Below are 17222 nucleotides of genomic sequence, written 5' to 3'. Positions count from 1 at the left end.
TTTTTTCGTGCATCATTGCGATTTTTTCCCGTGAATTCATCGCATGCCGGACGGACCCGGCCCTACCGCATCGGTGCCGGTGTCAGGTCAGATGATCTGGCAACCTTCGGAGCGCTCGCCGATATGGCGGCAGCGGGAAGGATTGACCATATCCAGATACTGCTGATACCCGGGCCCGAAGGCCCGTTCCGCACGCGGCTGGATGCCGTCGCCTCGTCAGGCGCCCCCGTCATCGTCCATGCCCCGCATCACGGGCAGGGCGTGAATCCGTGCGATCCGGACGCAGCCCTGTGCGGCAGGGACCGTGCGGCGGCAGTTGCATGGACGGAGAGAGCGATGAGGCAGGCATACGAAACCGCCGACCGGACCGGCGCACCGTATATCGTCCTCCACCCCGGAACATACCGTCGGGGAACCAGAGAGGACGCGATCATCCGCATCAGGGACTTCCTTGATGATCACCGGGACCGGCGTATTCTTCTTGAAAATCTCCCCGAGGTGTATGACCAGAGCCGTTTTATCGGGACGACGGCGGCCGAACTCTGGCGAATCGGGCAGGGGCGTGTCCGGGGATACTGTCTGGACTTCGCCCATCTCTCCTGTGCCGCTAATGCCTGCGGGCGTTCCTTCCTGCGTGAACTTGCCGCATTCGATACCCTGCGGGTGGCATTCTGCCACCTCTCCAATATGAGAAGCGGTTCGGTGCGTGACGAGCACCTTGCGCTCGATCACCCGGAGGGCGGCCTCGACTTTTCCGCCGTCATGGCATTTCTCAGGCGGCGGCCCCGGGTGCAGATAAGCCTCGAGTATAAAGAAAACGACCCGGGGGTCTATGAAAGGCAGATCCGGGTCTTCGATGCCATCTACCGGAGATGCGCTTCTCCCGGCGCACCGCGTCCGCCCGGCAGGCCGCAGAGGGCGGAATTGCGCCGGAACAGAAGGCGTTGAACCGGTTCAGGCAAGGAACGCGGCTATGATGCCGGTGAGGAAGATGCCGTCGAATGTACCTGCACCGCCGATGCTGGCAACCGGGGCCCCGAGTTCGCCAATGCGCCTGAGATTCAGGAGATCCGCCCCGATGAGCGTTCCGAGCGTTCCGCTGACGTATGCGATGAGGGGGCGTGCAAACGGTGCGGTTGCAGGATTGGCCCCGGCGAGGATAATGCCGCTTATCAGTGCGGCAAGCGGCGGAATAAGCAGCGGGGTGGCAATACCAAGCCCGGGCACGGGGCGTGCCACGCGGTTGGTGACGAGCGTTACGATGGCGACGCCGGCGAGCCCGGATACGAGGACAACGGGCCCCATCTGAACGGCTGCAAGGAAGAGCAGGTAGAATGAGATAATGACCGGTATGACTGCACCCCCGATATTGACCGCCACAACAGTCCGGTAGGAAAACGGGGGAATCCGGTACAACATCCCGAAGATCGTGTATTCCCGCCGGACGACCACCTGCCGGTTTTCAAGCGTCGTGACAGGGATATTGATAAAACTGCCCAGCAGCATCAGGGCAAGGAGAGACAGCGCCTCTCCCCATGAAAAGCCGAGATTGGTGAGGGCACCCCCGATGAGCCCCAGAAGGATGAACGGGATGATAACCACCATCAGCAGAAAAAACAGCACGAGTGCGATGACGGTGAAGGGGTTGAAGATATACCTGTCCATGCATGTCATGGGCAGGTGAGCTATATGATGGTTCGGGGCAGGCGGGGCGCCGGGCTCACCGGCGTGTAACGACAAGTGCCGCATGATCACGATGATAGGGATCGAGCCGGCAGACGTGCCTCACGGAAAAACCCCCTGCCTCCAGACCGGAGACCGCCTCGCGGGTAATCTCCGCGGGATCTCTCCTCACGTCCACGCTCCGGGCCTTGAGCATGAGCACCGCAGTCCCCCCCTTCTTCAGGAATGCGGCGTTTTTTACGAAGATTCCAACCTGATCGGGCTGCGCCACGTCCTGATAGAGCAGATCGACGGATTCTACACACGAGGCATAGCCGGCCGGGCGGGTCGCATCACCGAATATCGGGACGACGTTCTTCCGGCGGCGTGCCACTTCAAGCAGATCCTGCATAGGACGGGGGGCATACTCAACAGCGTAGACCGTATCGACGTAATCCGCCACGTGGGATACGGTCGTCCCGTTGGCGGCCCCAAGATAGAGTACCACCATGCCGGGAAGCAGATCGGGAGCCACCCCGGCATGGGCGAGTGCCGCAAATTTGCTCCGGTAGGGATCCCATACACGGTACCCCTTGAGCATCCGTTCCCCGTAGACGCCCCCTTCACCCGGGGAGACCAGCACGCCGTCGATCAGGATCATTTAGTCCGCTCCTGCGGCGTCGATTCGTGCCTGTGCTTTTTCCAGAAACTGCGGATCCGCCTCGTTCCGATAATAGTCAATCCGTGCCGCAATGACCAGCTTTCCCGCAAGTACCCGTGCCACCCGCCCCCGCCGGTCTTTCGGGGCGTTGTGAACCCGCCTGTGCTGGAAAATGATGCCATGCTTTGGGGGTGGCGTCGCCGAACGAAGATGCGTGAAGAGGGCGTTTTCAGCCCCGATCACCTGCACGGTCGACGCAGGAAGGGATGCCAGCTCCCGAAGACCGCCTGCTTTTGCGATCAGGCGGGCTGCGACGAGACCGCCCACGAGCGCACTGCTGTTGGGCGCCACGCGGTCGGCGAGCGATGACACCTCCCGCATAAGAGCCGAACGTGTAGCCGAAATCCGCTCGATATCGGCGGCGATGCGCGCAAGGGGTGCGGATGCGTCCCCTTTCATACGGGCGACCATCTTTTTGGCGGTTATTGCGCGGTATTTACGTGAAAAACCGGGATTCCGCACAATATACCATTCTGTCGCCCGTTCGGAAAGCAGGTTTACAACCGAATCCATCTCGTCGAGAATCCGCACCATCTGCAGAAGTTCCCTGTCGCTCTGGGTATAATAGGTGGCAATCGCCTCTTCCGCAATGGCGATACAGACCTTCCTGAGTCGCCTGATGTATTCCGTCCTGTCCTGCACCCACCCGCATGCAATCGCGGTATCCACGGAAAGCGGAACGAAACCGGCCATATCCGGGTGAAGAGAACCGACACGCGATGCGAGGACGGATATGTCCGCCGGTGCCGGCACACACTGCCCGTCATCAGAAACGTCCCCGAACCAGTAGCGCTGCATGTCACAGATAGTGTCATCCGTCATTATATAATTGGTCCGAACGGCAGAGCGTGATGAACTGATACACGCAGGAAATCAGGCACCCTGCAGGGGTATTTCGCAATAATTAATGCATGGTTCCGCGTTTTGTACAGTGACTTATGATTATTTCCGCCGTTCTCTTCATCATCGGTCTGGCGCTGCTCGTAAAAGGCGCCGATTATTTTGTGGACGGCGGCGGCGGGCTGGCCACGCGATACGGCGTCTCTCCGACGACCATCGGCTTTACCGTCATCGCATTCGGGACATCGCTTCCTGAATGGGTCGTCAGCATCAACGCAATCATCATCAATAAGCCGGATATCGCGCTCGGCAATGTCGTGGGAAGCAATATCGCCAATATTGCTCTCGTGCTCGGTCTCTGCGCCGCCTTAAAACCCGCAGTCGCCGGTCACGACCGGGAGGCGGGAAAGACGCTCTATCACGAGACAGGGCTCATGATTGCAGCCACCGTGGTATTTGTGCTGCTCTCCCTTCGCGGAATTATCGACCTTGTTGCGGGCATCGTACTGCTTGCCGCGTTCATTCTGATCCTCCGATCCCTCTGGAAGACCGGCAGAACGGATGGCGAGCCCATAAAAAGCCACGGGCAGAAGGACTGGATACTGACGATCGGCGGGCTCGTAGCCGTTGTTGCCGGGGCGCAGCTCGTGCTCGGGAGCGCCGTCACCCTTGCCGAATTCCTCGGAATTCCAGCTTTTGTCATCGGGCTTTCCATGGTGGCTGTTGGTACGTCACTGCCAGAACTCGTCACATCGGTGGTCGCCATCCTGAAGGGACATGCCGGTATTTCCGTGGGCAACATACTGGGCAGCAATATCTTCAACATTCTCTTTGTACTCGGCTCCGGCGCTCTCATCAGGCCGGTTCCGATCCCCGGTCTCTTCGATATCGGTGTCATGGCCCTTCTTTCTCTGGCAACGGTCCCGCTGTTTGCCGCAACGGACCGCTTCACCCGGTACTGGGCGGTGCTGCTCCTTCTGGGATACGCAACCTATATGGTCTGGCTTTTCGGAATCCTTGCCTGAAGCATCAGACGGGAAATCCGAACGAATAGAGCATGACGGGGATCATTACGGCACCCATGCAGGCGACTCTCCGGACGTTGACGAGAGGCGGCACCGACCCGACGGCGGTGGCGAGGGCAAGAATACAGAGCCCGAACGGTCCGCACAGGACGACGGTGAGGACGATGACGAGGACGATGACCAGCGTGCTGAGACGGCGCACGGGAATGCCGTTGAATTTACGTGCAAGCCGGGAGAGCCGGACCGTGAGCATATAGCCGCACAGCGCCGCCATCATCCCGCCAAGCAGAAGTACGTCGATGCCGGGAAGATCCTGCGACGCGAGTGCGGCCATCACGCCGTTTCTCATGCGGGAAAGCGCAAACAGGGCGGCAAGGGAGAGAAAAGCGTTTGCCGTATTTGCCGCGCTTGTCGCGATGATATAGCCTCCCGGATCGTGGTCCGAAGAGACGGCGGACTGCAGGACTGCGTTCGCCGTCGCGTTCGAAAGGCCGGGCAGCCATCCGACGCACGCTCCGGCGACGGCGCCGATGCCGGTATGGCGTACGATGGTCCGCATACTCCAGGAGTGCCCATCCCAGTGCTGCTCCGGTATCATTCCGTGCGATGCGGACAGGAGCACGGATATCCCGAAAAGCCCGGACAGGAGCGGCATGAGAACGGACGACATTCCGGCGGTATGCCATCCGAGGAATGCATAGTGAAAGGAAAACACACCGAGGGCGCCTGAGACCAGAAATACCGCAAGGGACCACGAGGGGCTGTCCGAGTATACGATGAGGAGTCCGCCGGCCAGAAGGAGTACAAGCCCAATCCCCCAGTCGATGATCGGCTGTACCGACGGCAGCAGCAGGATAAAGACCAGAGAAAGCGGGAGTGCAAGCAGGGACGCGTATGCGCTGCCGAGAGCGGAAATGCGCACCGCCTCTTCACCCTTCCCCGCGAGGCAGAACGCGTGGGCGGGCAGCACCGAAAGCGCCGTGTCGGGATCGGGAATCCCCAAAAATGTGCTCGGGATGATATCGAGGAACGTATGGGTGACGAGAGCGGCAAACATCGCAACAGCGACGGTTTCCGGGCCGAACAGCGGCAGAAGAAGCCCCTGCACGGCGAGGAGAAAGCCTGCCATCGTGTTTGCGTGAACCCCGGGCGTCAGGCCGCTTGCCGCCCCGAGCCCGATGCCGACCGCTGTACCGGCGAGAATCCCAAGCATGCGTCAGAATGTGATTTTACCCGGAATGCACGATAAACCATCCGGAACAGATACAGGTATATCGCCGGAGGGAGAGTACAGTTGACAATGAAGATCGCAATCACCCGCCTGAAAGAAAAGGGCGACGGCGACCGGGCACTCTGCCGGGGGTACGGGCACGACTGCTATCCGGTGTCCCCGATTCGTGCGGATGTGTACAGGGACAGAATTCTGGCGTTTGCGGACAGGGTAAACCGGGGCGAATTCGATGCCCTGTTCTTCACGAGCGCCCTTCCGGCACGGCTGATAGGCCCGCTTCTTACCCGGTGGCCCCGCGTGATAGCAATCGGCCCCACAACGGCAGCGGCGCTGCAGGGCTTCGGGATCGAGTGCGAAACGCTTCCCTCCTTCTATTCGCGCGACTTCGCACCCTATCTCGGCGAGTGGCTGGCAGGAAAGGAGATAGGGATTCCCCGTGCCGATGTCCCGAACGAACCCCTGCTCGATGCAATCCGGGATCGCGGCGGAGTGCCCGGCGAAGTCCGCGTATACGGCCTTGCCCCGACCGGTGAGACGCTCCGTACCGATGATGCGGATGCAATTATCTTCACGAGCGCACGCTCGTTTACGGATGCGATATGGACACCCCGGGCTGATCTCATGGCCATCGCAATCGGGGAGGTCACGGCGGCGGCGATGACGGCGGGAGACGTACCCCCGCAGGTCGTCGGCGACGGATCGCTCGCAGGTACGCTTGCGGCGCTGAACCGGCATCTGGCAAATACAGGAGAGGGAACGCCCCGATGACGGCACCCGGGGGCGAGTCGGCGGAACCGGCTGCAGGCACGGGGCAGCGGAACGGGATTATCATTATTGACAAGCCCCGCGGGCCTTCGAGCCACCAGGTGACCGCATGGGTGCGGGACCTTACCGGGAGGCCTGCGGGCCACTCGGGCACCCTGGATCCGATGGTCTCGGGAGTGCTCGTCGTGATGCTCGGAAAGGCCGTGCGCCTCGCACCGCTTCTCCTCAGGCATCACAAGGAGTATGTCTGTCTCATGCGGCTTCATGCAGATGCGGACGAGGCGGCGATCCGGAACGTCGCCCGGAATTTCACGGGCAGGCTCTACCAGCGCCCGCCCCGCCGGAGCGCCGTCCGCCGTGCACTGCGTATCCGTGCGGTGCATGCGATAGAGATTCTCGATGTTCTCGGGAGACTGGTCCTCTTCCGTGTCGAATGCGACGCGGGAACCTATATCCGGTCGCTCTGCCACCACATGGGGTTGGCGCTCGGCACGGGTGCGCATATGCAGGAACTCCGCCGCACGAAGTCCGGGCTGTTTACGGAATCGGATGCCTGCACCCTCCATGATCTGGCCGATGCCTGCAGCAAAGCCGAAGCAGGGGATCCGCGGGCGCTCGACGACCTTATCATTCCTCCCGATCGGGCGGTGGGGGATGCGCCGCAGGTGGTCATCCGGGACACGGCAGTCGATGCGGTCTGCCACGGTGCGGTGCTCGCCGGAGTCGGGGTCCTCTCGGTAACGGCATGTGATGCGGGAGACCGGGTTGCTGTCCTGACAAAAAAGGGCGAGCTCGTCTGCCTCGGGCGGGCGCTTGTTCCTTCCTCGTCCATTGCCCCGGGGTCTCCCGGTCTTGTCGTCGCACCCGAGACCGTGTTCATGCAGCCCGGCACCTATCCGAAAGGCTGGACGTCAAAGCCCCACGCAGACGATGCTCCGTCTAAAAAAGCATAGCATTAAAAAAATGCCGCACAAATAGGTAAGACTGCAGGGCGAACGGACATCCCTGTGTGCTGAGGTAGTCTAGTCCGGTAGGGCGCGGGCCTGGAAAGCCCGTGGGGCGTTGGCCCCTCGGGAGTTCAAATCTCCCCCTCAGCGTTTCTGTTTTCGGAGTGTTCGCATGGTTAAAAAGGACAGGTTCTCCGGCGCACAGACGGCCACCGACGTGTTCGCCGCCGTGCTTGCCACCGTCTGTCTCGCAGCGCTTGCCGTAGTGGTCATCGCACCGCACATGGCTGCGGCGGGAGGGGGATCCGATGGCGCCCGGGATAGTCCGGCTGTGGCCACCGTCTATGAAGCGGCCGGACTTCTCTGCCACCAGATGCCGGAGCGCTCCTATGCACTCGCAGGCATTCCGATGCCACTCTGCGAACGCTGTTTCGGGATCCTGCTCGGGATGACGGCTCTGGCCGGGGCGGCGCTTGTCGTTCGTCCCCGGCGGGGATTTTTTGCATATGCGGGAGGCTTTCTTCCGAAAACGCGCAATCCGCGGCTTCTGGTCATCGCGACCGGCATCTGCCTCGGCCTGCCGATGGTCATCGACGGCACGATGCAGCTGGCAACCCCCTATGAAAGCACGGCGCTCATCCGCATTGTCACCGGATTTCTCTACGGAATCGGACAGGCGGGATTCCTGCTGGCGTTCGTCGCCGGAGCAGATGCCCGTATCGATGGGTGGAGGAACCCGGAAAAAGAAGGATGGCTTTGAAACCGGACTGAAAATAACAGGAGTATTAACAGCCGCCACCACCGCCGCCGCCCTGCCCACCGGTACGGAGCTCGCGACCGGCGATGAGAGCGTCATCGGTGATATAAATCGCGCCGTTGCTGTAGGTCTTCTCGATCACGACACGGTCACTGCCGTCCTTCGTTCCCGGGATTGTCACCTCATCGTTTACTTTCGGCTGATTGATTACTTTGCATTCATCAGAGCTGTCCGGGTGCACAACTCTGACCTCCATGCTCTGTAGCAGGGAAAGACCTTTGCCGCCGTTGACCTTCACGGTGATCTCGCCCGTTATCGGATCCTTCGCAATACCGGTCTCGACCTCGTATCCTGCCGGGACAGCATCCGTCGGTTGCGGTACGCAGGGATCGGCGGTCGCGGCGGCAGTCGCTTCCACCCAGGTCGCTTCCCGCGGCTGGTCGGCGGACACGGTCTTTGCGGGGGCGGGGCCCGGTGCCGCCAGAAGGCAGCAGCCGGAAACAAACAGCAAAAGGGCGGCACAGCAGGCGATGCTGGCAAGCAGCACCGTCCCGCTCGAAAAACTCCGGTATCGTTGCATCACGTCACCAATTCGACTCTTGATGTTAAGAATCAAAACTGTTGTGAAATAAGCACGGTGTACAGCGGGATTATTGCCATATCGCTGCGCACCACCCGAATCCCACTGCCGGGGATTGCCTTTCGATGAAAGGGCTCTGAAGGCCGTATGAAAAAGAAGGGGAGGATCAGGTCCCGCAGCCGCGGGCCGCGTCACGCCCCATGTCAAACGCCCGGACATTGATCTCAACGGTTTTCGGGGGCACGAGGGCACGCACGGCCCGGGTGAGGGAGTCGGGAAGGAGCGGTAGGTAATGCGATGCCGCCCCCAGCATGACGATGTTCTGGGCAAGGATGCTCCCGGCTTCGAGCGCGATGCCCGCCGCATCGATGACGCAGGGTACCGGCGTTCCGAGCCGGGTGAGAATTTCGTCGTGAGACGGGACCGGCAGATCCTTCTGGAATGCCGATGTCGGAATGACAACTGCGGAATTCACGATCATCCGTCCGTCCTCTTTCAGGAAATGGCGGTACCGGAGCGCTTCGAGCATGTCGAACGCAATGATGAGATCCGCCGTTCCGGGGGAGATGAGGGGTCCGAATATACCGTCGATGCGTACATGGCTCTCAACCGAACCGCCTCGTTGCGCCATCCCATGGGTCTCCGCACTCATCACGTGGCGCTCTTCGATGAGGCACGCTTCGCCCAGCACGTTGGACGCGAGGATCGTTCCCTGACCGCCGACGCCGACGATCAGCACGTCAAAACTCTCGTTCATGTCCGTCCCTCCATTCGTATCGCACCGACAGGACATATCTGGGCGCAGACGCTGCAGCCGCTACAGAGATCGGTGATGGATGCCACGTCCCCGGAAAATTCGATTGCCGGGCAGCCGAACCTGACACAGGCCCGGCAGCCGGTGCAGGCCTCGGTGTCGACGACATACCGCTTCCGCCTGACACCCGCCCGGCGTGCGGTGATGACGCAGGGCTGCTTCGCAATTATGACCCTGACCCCGTCACGCTGGCGTGCCGCCTTCAGCACCTCGAGCGTCCCGGTCAGATCGAACGGGTCGACGGTTTCCACAAACGGAACCCCGCAGGACCGGCAGATCGCTTCGAGAGAGACCTGCGGCGCCGGGTTTCCGCATGCGGTGCAACCGCTCGTGGGATTCGGCTGGTGGCCGGTCATCGCGGTGATGCGGTTGTCGAGGATCATGACCGTAATATCGGCGCCGTTGTAGACCGCATTCAGAAGGCCGGGGATCCCGGTGTGGAGAAACGTGGAGTCACCGATTGAACAGATGATGTCGCGCGCCTCACCCGACTGGGCCATTCCGCTCGCCACCGTGATCGAGGCACCCATGCAGATCGTTGTGTCCACCGTACCGAGCTGGATCCCCAGCGTGTAACAACCGATATCGCTGGGATAGACCGCATCACGATAAACTTTTTTCATTGCATAGAATGCCGCCCGGTGCATGCAGCCGGCACAAAGTATGGGCGGGCGCGGCGGAACCCCCCCGGCAGCTTCGGTATCCGGATACGGTGAAAACGACAGCACCCCGGCTTTCTCCAGAATCGCCTCAGAGGTACGCGGGCTCAGTTCGCCCTCCAGAGGGGCATACCCGTTCTTCTTGCCAAGGACCGTGACCGTGCCGGCCACCTGCCGTACGATCTCTTCGATGACGGGTGCTCCTTCCTCGATCACAATGACGGTGTCGTGCTGCCTTACGAAAGTTTCGAGCCATTCTTCGTCGATCGGGTACGCCCCGATCTTTGCGAGCGACACGTCACCGGGGATCGTCTCCTCCACGTAGGATATGGCAATGCCACCGGCAATCACCGCGGTTTTCCCTTTAACCCAGCCGCGGTTATACCCGAGATCAACAAGCCGCCGTGCCAGTGCGGGCTGTTTTTCGTTCAGCTTTTTATGGAGCACACGGGTATGGGCGGGAATGACAACGTATTGTGCGGGATTTTTCGTAAATACTCCTGTGCGGTGCTCTGTCCCGGGATCGCCGATAGAGACATCACTTTTTGAGTGGCATATCCGCGTCGTGGGCCGGAACAGCACGGGGAGGCCGAATTCCTCGGAAAGGGCGAATCCGTCGCGGATCATGTCGTGCGCCTCCTGTATGGTGGAGGGATCAAGGCAGGGTATCCGGGCAAACCGCGCATAACACCGGCTGTCCTGTTCGTTCTGGGAACTGTGGGCGAAGGGATCGTCCGCACTCATCACCACGAAACCGCCGACAACCCCCGTATAGGCGCTTGTCATCAGCGGATCGGCCGCCACATTGAGGCCCACGTGCTTCATCGTCACCAGGGAACGCTGGCCGCACCATGCGGCGGCCAGTGCGTTTTCATAGGCGACTTTTTCGTTCACCGACCACTCGATATAAAAGGGACGCTCCTCCTGTGTCCTGAGAATATCGATGACCTCAGAAGACGGGGTCCCGGGATAGCCACTCGCAAAATCGATGTTCGCCTCGAGGCAGGCATGCGCAATCGCCTCGTTTCCGAGCATGTACCGCGTAACCATACAATTCACCAAGTAGTACCCCAATAAACCTTTTTAATGTGCTGGTCCGAAGACAATGCACAACCTATAAAAACCCGGAATGGTTATTTAGTAAGGTAATCAGGGTGATTCACAGGGCCCGTAGCATAGCTGGTGGTGCACCCGGCTGATAACCGGGAGGTCGTGCGTTCGAATCGCATCGGGCCCACTTTCTCTGTTTTTCTTAATGCTTATATGCCCATACTCCAATCTCTGTACATGCAGAAAAACCAGAAGATCGTGCTCATCCTTGCCATAATCATTTCTATCCCACTGCTTCTGCTCACCGAAGGAGTATTTTATGCAGGGATCGTCATGCTGATTGCCGTGGCACTCATCATGAGCCTCGCCATCCTCGAATCGGGCGGAAAGCTGGCAGCACGGCCCGAGGTTACCTGCTTTCTCCGGGAAGATGCAAAGGCTGTCGTCGTCAGGAACAGGGGCGACGCCGAAGCACGGGACATGCATGTTGCGCTTGTGCCGCTGAACATCGAGTTTGATGTCCCGCCGCTGCCCCCGGGAGAGTCCTATGAGTTCGCCCTCCCTTCCATGATCGGGGAAGCGAAGGCGGCAATCACCTACCGAAGCCCGAACGGCCGCAGTTTTTCGGAGACAAAACCGCTCTCGGCACTCCACCCGGTTGACAAAGAAGAAGATCTTTTAAAACCCATGTTTCCGATGTTCGAGTGGAAAAAGGAATAATCCGGTTTTTCCGGAAAAAAACAGATTTTACCGGTTTTCCGGTTGATTGAATACGAACTCGAGCGTGATTTCGAGCGCTTTTACGAGCTCGTCCTGCTTTTTCAGGAAGTCATGCAGCGCCCGGTACAGGAGATACATGACGTCATACCCGTAGAGTTCGAGTACGTCTTCGGTGCTCAGGGGGCCGAGGTAACTGTCGATGATGAAATTATCGGAACTGTACATCAGTTCAAAAAATTTCCCCTTCTCCGATAGAATGCAGTACTGGCTCTCGACGCGCTTCTTCGGGTCATCCGGCCTGAAGTCGATGGGATCGGTCTTGCCGAGCATGATCATCTTTTCGCTCATGTACTCGGCATCATAAATTTCTCCCTTTCCGTCCTGTTTCCCCCGAACCAGCATACTTAGCCCGATTTCAGGGATGAGAGGCGAGGCAATTTCGGCCATCCGTCCAAGGAGCGCCGCATCGTTCTTCTTTACATCAGCGGCGAGTGCTGTTCCATCCTTTTTGAGCTTTTCAATTTTTTCCACGATAGCAGAAAAACCCTGTTCAATTTCGTCCATGGTCATCTCCTGTAAGGGGGGTGTCGGGCCCCTTTAATTCCCTGCATCAGGATTCAAATCTGGGGATTACGCACTATTAGTCCTTTCCCTTTCTCTCAAACACCGGCGGGGCGCCCGGACAGGAAAGGCATTGCTTATATTGATGAAAAACATTACGCGATCAGCGGTATATCATGGCAGCGCATCGTGAAAAATCCGGTGTTCACGATCGTTCCCGGTACCGGAATGGTGATTTTCATGCAATATACCGGTTCCCGGCGGATCCTCGCCGTCATCCTCGCTTTCATCATCCTTGCAGCCGGCTGCCTCTCGGAAACCGCTCGTCCGGGAGACCGGGGAGGAGTCGTGGTGGCGGTCTCGATCCTGCCGCAGGCAGAATTCGTCCATGCCATTGCGGGAGACCGTGCGGAGGTGATTGTCCTGATTCCGCCGGGGGCAAACCCCGCGACCTACGAACCCACTGCGGACCAGCTCACGGCGCTCTCCCGGGCAGGCATCTACTGTATGGTCGGTTCAGGGCTGCCGTTCGAACAGATCTACGTGCCGCGTCTTGCAGCCGCGAATCCTGCCATGCGGATCGTCAACACCTCCGCGGGGATTGACCTTATCGACCACGATCCCCATGTCTGGACGTCTCCCGTCAACGCGGTGCGCATGGTCAGGACAACGGCTGAGGCCCTTGCCGGGGCCGATCCGGAATACGCTGAAAATTTCCGTACGAATGCCTCGGACTACGAAAAAGAGCTCGTCTCCCTTGACGCGGAACTACGCAGCCTGACCGCTCACATTACCGGGAGGACATTTATCGTCTTCCATCCGTCCTGGGGATATTTCGCACGGGAATACGGGCTCGTTCAGGTTGCAATCGAGGAGGAAGGCAAGGAGCCGGGTCCCGGGCACATCGCCGAGGTGATCGACCTTGCCCGACGGGAACAGATACACGTGATTCTGGCGAACCCGCAGTTTTCCCGGCAGCCTGTCGATGCGATCGCCCGCCAGGTGAATGCATCAGTCGTCGACGTTGATCCGCTATCAGAGGACTATGCGGGAACCCTGCTCTTTCTGGCGCGGACTCTCGCGGGGGAAGGTGCCTCATGAGACCCATCATCTCTCTCGACCATGTCAGTTTCGCCTACGGCGGCACGCCGGTACTGGAGGATGTAAGCCTGGATGTCTTCGAACATGACTTCCTCGGGATTATCGGGCCCAACGGCGGAGGGAAGACAACCCTTCTTAAAGTCATGCTCGGTCTGCTGATGCCGGACAGCGGACGGGTGACGATAAAGGGCGGAGCGCCCCGTGAGTACAGGATGTCGATTGGGTACGTACCGCAGTACCGCACCTTCGACTTCAATTTTCCTGTCCGCGTTCTCGATATCGTGCTGATGGGGCGCCTCGGCCATATACGCGGTCCGTTTCGTAAATATTCGCGTCGTGATCGTGAGATTGCCATCGACGCGCTGCACGCGATGGGGATAGCCGACCTCGCCGGCCGGCAGGTTGACAGCATGTCCGGCGGGCAGCAGCAGAAGGTAATTCTCGCACGGGCGCTTGCTTCCGAACCGGAAGTGCTCCTCCTCGACGAACCGACGAACCATATCGATGTGAGAACTGAGGAGCATTTTTTCGGTATTCTCAAGGAACTGCACGAACACATGGCGATCGTGGTCGTGTCGCATGATATCGGTGCGATATCCACACATGTCGACCGGGTTGCCTGCCTGAACCGCCGCCTGTTCACCCACGATTCCGGGGAGATTACGGGATCGATGCTAGCCGAAACCTACCAGTGCCCGATTGAGCTGATCGCCCACGGGATTCCCCATCGCGTGCTGGCCGATCATGACGGGGGAGGGAAACAGTGATAGAGATCATCGGGTATGAATTCTTCCAGCATGCCCTCATCGCAGGATTCCTTGCAAGCATCGCCTGCGGGATCATCGGCACGTACGTCGTCGTGAAAAAAATCTCTTTCATCAGCGGAGGGATATCACATTCCGCATTCGGCGGCATCGGTCTCGGTTACCTGCTGGGCTTCGAACCCCTTCTCGGTGCCATTGCCTTCAGCCTCGCCTCGGCGCTCGGCATCGGCATCGCCAGCAGGCAGGGAGAGGAAGAGGATACGGTGATTGCCGCCATGTGGGCAACAGGCATGGCGATGGGCGTCCTGTTCATTTCGCAGGCTCCCGGATACGCACCCGATCTCCTGAGCTACCTCTTCGGAAATATCCTCTTCGTACCGACACAGGATCTTGTACTGATGGTGGTGCTCAATGCCGTCATCATCGGTCTCGTGTACCTCCTCTACAATGAGTTTCTCGCAATCACCTTCGACGAAGAGTTCGCGTCTATCATGAACATCCCTGTTGACCGCGTCTATCTGCTGCTGCTCTGTCTCATCGCACTCACGGTCGTCATGCTCATCCGTATCGTGGGCGTGATCCTCACCATCGCTCTTCTGACAATTCCCGCAGCCATCGCACGGCAGCATCTGACCAGCATGCACCGGATTATGGCACTCGCAACACTCCTCGGGATTGTGTTTACGTTTGCGGGCATCTGGGTTTCCGTACTCGCAAACGTCCCGTCCGGAGCAGGGATCATCCTGATCGGAGCCGTCGCATACGGAATTTCCACTGCGGCAGTCAGGCTCGCGAGGAAGCCGGCAGGCGTGTCCCGATAAGGTAGTGGCGGCGGTGCTCCGTGATGGCGACACGGCAGCGGCTGCCGATCGGCAGATCCTCGCGGATGACGATGTTGTTATAAAAACCGTCACGCGCGACGCAGGTGCCGGGCACTTTTTTTTCCGTTACAAAAACGTCCAGTTCGTGCCCGATCATCCGATCCCCCGCCCGGTCACAGACCGAGTTTGCCGTTTTGGTGAGTGCCCGTGATCGCTCCTTCCGGATCCTCTCGGGCAGATCACGCAACGCTCCGGCATCGGTGCCGGGTCGGCGTGAATACCGGGTGATATTCACCTTTGTCGGCCGTGTCCGTGTCAGAAGATCGCGGGAAGCGGCAAAGTCCGCATCGGTTTCGGTCGGAAAGCCCACGATGAAATCGGTTGAAATCCGGATGCCGGGGAGTGCAGCCCGGAATATCTCAACGATACGGCAGAAATCCTCCGCACGATACCCGCGTTGCATGGCGGCAAGCACCGCATCCGACCCCGACTGGACGGGGAGGTGGGCAAACCCGAACACCTTTTCGTGCCGGAACGCGGCAACGAGATCCTCGAGCACCGGGAGGAGGGTTGCCGGGTTCATCATGCCGACCCGAATCCGGAAATCGCCGGGCAGGTCGCAGAGTAAACCGAGAAGCCCAGGAAGATTTGTCCCGATATCCCGGCCATAGGACGATACGTCCTGACCCGTCAGCTGAATTTCCGATGCTCCTTCCGAAATGAGCCGCTCCGCCTCCAGAGTGATTATTTCCGGCGGATTGCTCGCGAGGCACCCCCGGGCATGCCGGGTGATGCAGTAGGAGCACCGGCCGAGACACCCCGATGCGACCTGGAGCGCCCCGATGCCGGGCTGGATAAGCGCCCCGACGCGTCCGCACGCCCGGGTGATCTCAGCGGGAACAATCACGCCGACCGACGGAGCAGCGTCCCGGATTGCCTCCATCTGCACGAGCGGCATGCATCCGGTCACAATACAGGTGCGATCGGCACAGGCACGGATCCGCCGGAGCATGGCGCGTTCGGTTGATTCCACTACGGTGCAGGTATTGATGATGATGATATCCGCCTCGTCTGCGGAAACCCGCCGGCACCCCCGCGATTCGGCGAACAGGAGGAGTTTCTCCGTATCCGCGTGGTTGTACGTGCAGCCGTAGCTCTCGGCGCAGACGGTCGCATTCCTGAGACGGTTCATCGCGGTACCCGTGTCTGTGAAAACATGCGGTTTTTCTCCTGCTCGAGCACGGCATCGGCAAGGACAAGTGCCAGCATGCTCTCCGCAACCGGGATTGCCCGGGGCACGATGCAGGGATCATGGCGCCCCGTCACCGAAATGACGGTTTCCCTCCCTTCGGTGTCGATGGTACGCTGGGAACGGGCAATGGACGGCGTGGGTTTGACGGCAATGCGCACGATGATATCGGTACCGGTGCTTATTCCGCCGAGAATACCGCCGCAGTGATTTGTCAGAAACCCCCCCGGTCCCATTTCATCATTGTGTTCGCTCCCGTGCATTCGGGCGGCGGCAAAGCCGTCCCCGATCTCAACGCCCTTCACTGCTCCGATACTCATCATGGCTGCTGCGATGCGGGCGTCGAGTTTTCCGAAGACCGGATCGCCGAGTCCTGCCGGGCACCCGGATGCGGTGATTTCGATGATCCCGCCCACGGAATCCTCCGCCCCCTGTGCCTGCCGGATCTCCTCCTCCATGCCTTCTTCCGTTGTGGCGCCATGGATTTCATGCGCACGCCCGTGTACAAGTATGGATCGCTGTGCCAGAAGCTTCATTGCAAGCGCACCGGCACACACCCGTGCGACCGTTTCCCTGCCTGAACTCCGGCCACCTCCCCGATAATCGCGAATCCCGTATTTTTTCCGGTAGGTAAAATCCGCGTGGCCCGGACGGTAGATATCCCTGAGGGCATCATAGTCACCGCTTCGCTGGTCGCGGTTGTAGACGACTATTGCCACCGGCGTTCCGGTTGTCACGCCGTCAAAGATACCGGAGAGGATGAGAGGCTCATCGGACTCCTGCCGGGAAGAGACACGGGGGCCTGTTCCGGGACGCCTTCGGTCGAGCAGCGGCCGGATATCGTCTTCGGAAAATGCGATGCCGGGCGGGCACCCGTCGACGACAGCCCCGAGCGCCGGCCCGTGACTCTCGCCGAATGTGGTGCACCGGAAGTTCTTTCCGAATGTGTTCATTG

General features: G+C 59.8%; 19 protein-coding genes and 2 tRNA genes. 11 read left to right on the top strand and 10 right to left on the bottom strand.

Annotated elements, in window-relative coordinates; all coding sequences use genetic code 11:
• The first annotated feature begins 30 nt into the window (after positions 1-30).
• Positions 31-948, top strand: coding sequence for a hypothetical protein (locus tag APR53_07905; GenBank protein ID KQC05390.1), 918 nt, complete (start codon positions 31-33; stop codon positions 946-948).
• A gap of 6 nt (positions 949-954) precedes the next feature.
• Here the strand turns inward: APR53_07905 and APR53_07900 are convergent, their stop codons facing one another.
• Genes APR53_07900 through APR53_07890 form a run of 3 tightly spaced genes read right to left on the bottom strand, consistent with a single transcriptional unit; the run spans position 955 to position 3181 of the window.
• Entirely contained in the window at positions 955-1665 is a 711-nt protein-coding gene (locus APR53_07900; GenBank protein KQC05389.1) for a hypothetical protein, read from the bottom strand.
• A gap of 55 nt (positions 1666-1720) precedes the next feature.
• Positions 1721-2323 carry a fibrillin gene (locus APR53_07895; protein ID KQC05382.1) on the bottom strand — a complete coding sequence of 201 codons (603 nt, stop codon included), beginning with the start codon at positions 2321-2323 and terminating at the stop codon, positions 1721-1723.
• Positions 2324-3181 carry an RNA-processing protein gene (locus tag APR53_07890; protein ID KQC05381.1) on the bottom strand — a complete coding sequence of 286 codons (858 nt, stop codon included), beginning with the start codon at positions 3179-3181 and terminating at the stop codon, positions 2324-2326.
• A 140-nt stretch (positions 3182-3321) separates the two neighbouring features.
• Between APR53_07890 and APR53_07885 the strand changes: the two genes are divergently transcribed.
• Positions 3322-4248 (top strand): conjugal transfer protein TraR, encoded by a 927-nt coding sequence (locus APR53_07885; GenBank protein KQC05380.1) that lies wholly within the window; start codon positions 3322-3324, stop codon positions 4246-4248.
• A gap of 4 nt (positions 4249-4252) precedes the next feature.
• Here APR53_07885 and APR53_07880 read toward each other — a convergent pair whose 3' ends face one another.
• Positions 4253-5461: a hypothetical protein gene (locus APR53_07880; protein KQC05379.1), complete on the bottom strand. Its 1209-nt coding sequence runs from the start codon at positions 5459-5461 to the stop codon at positions 4253-4255.
• A gap of 87 nt (positions 5462-5548) precedes the next feature.
• Here APR53_07880 and APR53_07875 point away from each other — a divergent pair, with 87 nt between their 5' ends.
• From APR53_07875 to APR53_07860, 4 genes are all read left to right on the top strand, one after another.
• Positions 5549-6247, top strand: coding sequence for a uroporphyrinogen-III synthase (locus APR53_07875; protein KQC05378.1), 699 nt, complete (start codon positions 5549-5551; stop codon positions 6245-6247).
• A complete protein-coding gene (locus tag APR53_07870) occupies positions 6244-7197 on the top strand; it encodes an H/ACA RNA-protein complex component Cbf5p (GenBank protein KQC05377.1) in 954 nt (317 codons plus the stop codon). Before APR53_07875 ends, APR53_07870 begins: the two co-directional genes overlap by 4 nt.
• A gap of 58 nt (positions 7198-7255) precedes the next feature.
• A tRNA-Ser gene (locus APR53_07865) sits at positions 7256-7341 on the top strand.
• Between the two features lie 22 nt (positions 7342-7363).
• Positions 7364-7951, top strand: a complete 588-nt coding sequence (locus APR53_07860) for a hypothetical protein (protein ID KQC05376.1) — start codon at positions 7364-7366, stop codon at positions 7949-7951.
• Positions 7952-7976: 25 nt separating this feature from the next.
• On the opposite strand, the gene APR53_07855 is transcribed toward APR53_07860, so the two are convergent.
• The 3 genes from APR53_07855 to APR53_07845 all read right to left on the bottom strand — a co-directional run bounded on the left by APR53_07855 (position 7977) and on the right by APR53_07845 (position 11051).
• Positions 7977-8495 (bottom strand): hypothetical protein, encoded by a 519-nt coding sequence (locus tag APR53_07855; protein ID KQC05375.1) that lies wholly within the window; start codon positions 8493-8495, stop codon positions 7977-7979.
• A gap of 199 nt (positions 8496-8694) precedes the next feature.
• Complete coding sequence (locus tag APR53_07850) at positions 8695-9285, bottom strand: indolepyruvate ferredoxin oxidoreductase subunit beta (protein KQC05374.1); 591 nt, start codon at positions 9283-9285, stop codon at positions 8695-8697.
• Positions 9282-11051, bottom strand: coding sequence for an indolepyruvate ferredoxin oxidoreductase subunit alpha (locus APR53_07845; protein KQC05373.1), 1770 nt, complete (start codon positions 11049-11051; stop codon positions 9282-9284). The genes APR53_07850 and APR53_07845 overlap by 4 nt, the downstream gene beginning before the upstream one ends.
• 114 nt (positions 11052-11165) lie before the next feature.
• Between APR53_07845 and APR53_07840 the strand changes: the two genes are divergently transcribed.
• Positions 11166-11238 (top strand) — tRNA-Ile (locus APR53_07840).
• Between the two features lie 50 nt (positions 11239-11288).
• Entirely contained in the window at positions 11289-11771 is a 483-nt protein-coding gene (locus APR53_07835; protein KQC05372.1) for a hypothetical protein, read from the top strand.
• A gap of 27 nt (positions 11772-11798) precedes the next feature.
• On the opposite strand, the gene APR53_07830 is transcribed toward APR53_07835, so the two are convergent.
• Complete coding sequence (locus APR53_07830; protein KQC05371.1) at positions 11799-12335, bottom strand: hypothetical protein; 537 nt, start codon at positions 12333-12335, stop codon at positions 11799-11801.
• A gap of 237 nt (positions 12336-12572) precedes the next feature.
• Between APR53_07830 and APR53_07825 the strand changes: the two genes are divergently transcribed.
• The 3 genes from APR53_07825 to APR53_07815 are packed head-to-tail and all read left to right on the top strand — an operon-like array spanning position 12573 to position 15018.
• Positions 12573-13433 (top strand): hypothetical protein, encoded by an 861-nt coding sequence (locus APR53_07825; protein ID KQC05370.1) that lies wholly within the window; start codon positions 12573-12575, stop codon positions 13431-13433.
• Positions 13430-14200: an ABC transporter gene (locus APR53_07820; GenBank protein KQC05369.1), complete on the top strand. Its 771-nt coding sequence runs from the start codon at positions 13430-13432 to the stop codon at positions 14198-14200. Before APR53_07825 ends, APR53_07820 begins: the two co-directional genes overlap by 4 nt.
• Positions 14197-15018, top strand: coding sequence for a hypothetical protein (locus tag APR53_07815; protein KQC05368.1), 822 nt, complete (start codon positions 14197-14199; stop codon positions 15016-15018). The genes APR53_07820 and APR53_07815 overlap by 4 nt, the downstream gene beginning before the upstream one ends.
• Here the strand turns inward: APR53_07815 and APR53_07810 are convergent.
• Positions 14981-16210 carry a 2-methylthioadenine synthetase gene (locus APR53_07810; protein KQC05367.1) on the bottom strand — a complete coding sequence of 410 codons (1230 nt, stop codon included), beginning with the start codon at positions 16208-16210 and terminating at the stop codon, positions 14981-14983. The two genes, APR53_07815 and APR53_07810, sit on opposite strands and share 38 nt — an antisense overlap.
• Positions 16207-17220 carry a chorismate synthase gene (locus tag APR53_07805; GenBank protein KQC05366.1) on the bottom strand — a complete coding sequence of 338 codons (1014 nt, stop codon included), beginning with the start codon at positions 17218-17220 and terminating at the stop codon, positions 16207-16209. The genes APR53_07810 and APR53_07805 overlap by 4 nt, the downstream gene beginning before the upstream one ends.
• Positions 17221-17222 lie beyond the last annotated feature (2 nt).

This window comes from Methanoculleus sp. SDB, assembly GCA_001412355.1.
Classification (GTDB): Archaea; Halobacteriota; Methanomicrobia; order Methanomicrobiales; family Methanomicrobiaceae; genus LKUD01.
This window is presented reverse-complemented; position numbering and strand designations above follow the sequence as displayed.

Coding starts and splice junctions, on each gene's coding strand:
- APR53_07895 (KQC05382.1), bottom strand. CDS start 2,323: ATGATCCTGATCGACGGCGTGCTGGTCTCCCCGGGTGAAGGGGGCGTC.
- APR53_07805 (KQC05366.1), bottom strand. CDS start 17,220: ATGAACACATTCGGAAAGAACTTCCGGTGCACCACATTCGGCGAGAGT.
- APR53_07810 (KQC05367.1), bottom strand. CDS start 16,210: ATGAACCGTCTCAGGAATGCGACCGTCTGCGCCGAGAGCTACGGCTGC.
- APR53_07875 (KQC05378.1), top strand. CDS start 5,549: ATGAAGATCGCAATCACCCGCCTGAAAGAAAAGGGCGACGGCGACCGG.
- APR53_07820 (KQC05369.1), top strand. CDS start 13,430: ATGAGACCCATCATCTCTCTCGACCATGTCAGTTTCGCCTACGGCGGC.
- APR53_07835 (KQC05372.1), top strand. CDS start 11,289: ATGCAGAAAAACCAGAAGATCGTGCTCATCCTTGCCATAATCATTTCT.
- APR53_07825 (KQC05370.1), top strand. CDS start 12,573: ATGCAATATACCGGTTCCCGGCGGATCCTCGCCGTCATCCTCGCTTTC.
- APR53_07880 (KQC05379.1), bottom strand. CDS start 5,461: ATGCTTGGGATTCTCGCCGGTACAGCGGTCGGCATCGGGCTCGGGGCG.
- APR53_07890 (KQC05381.1), bottom strand. CDS start 3,181: ATGCAGCGCTACTGGTTCGGGGACGTTTCTGATGACGGGCAGTGTGTG.
- APR53_07845 (KQC05373.1), bottom strand. CDS start 11,051: ATGGTTACGCGGTACATGCTCGGAAACGAGGCGATTGCGCATGCCTGC.
- APR53_07830 (KQC05371.1), bottom strand. CDS start 12,335: ATGGACGAAATTGAACAGGGTTTTTCTGCTATCGTGGAAAAAATTGAA.
- APR53_07870 (KQC05377.1), top strand. CDS start 6,244: ATGACGGCACCCGGGGGCGAGTCGGCGGAACCGGCTGCAGGCACGGGG.
- APR53_07850 (KQC05374.1), bottom strand. CDS start 9,285: ATGAACGAGAGTTTTGACGTGCTGATCGTCGGCGTCGGCGGTCAGGGA.
- APR53_07900 (KQC05389.1), bottom strand. CDS start 1,665: ATGGACAGGTATATCTTCAACCCCTTCACCGTCATCGCACTCGTGCTG.
- APR53_07860 (KQC05376.1), top strand. CDS start 7,364: ATGGTTAAAAAGGACAGGTTCTCCGGCGCACAGACGGCCACCGACGTG.
- APR53_07885 (KQC05380.1), top strand. CDS start 3,322: ATGATTATTTCCGCCGTTCTCTTCATCATCGGTCTGGCGCTGCTCGTA.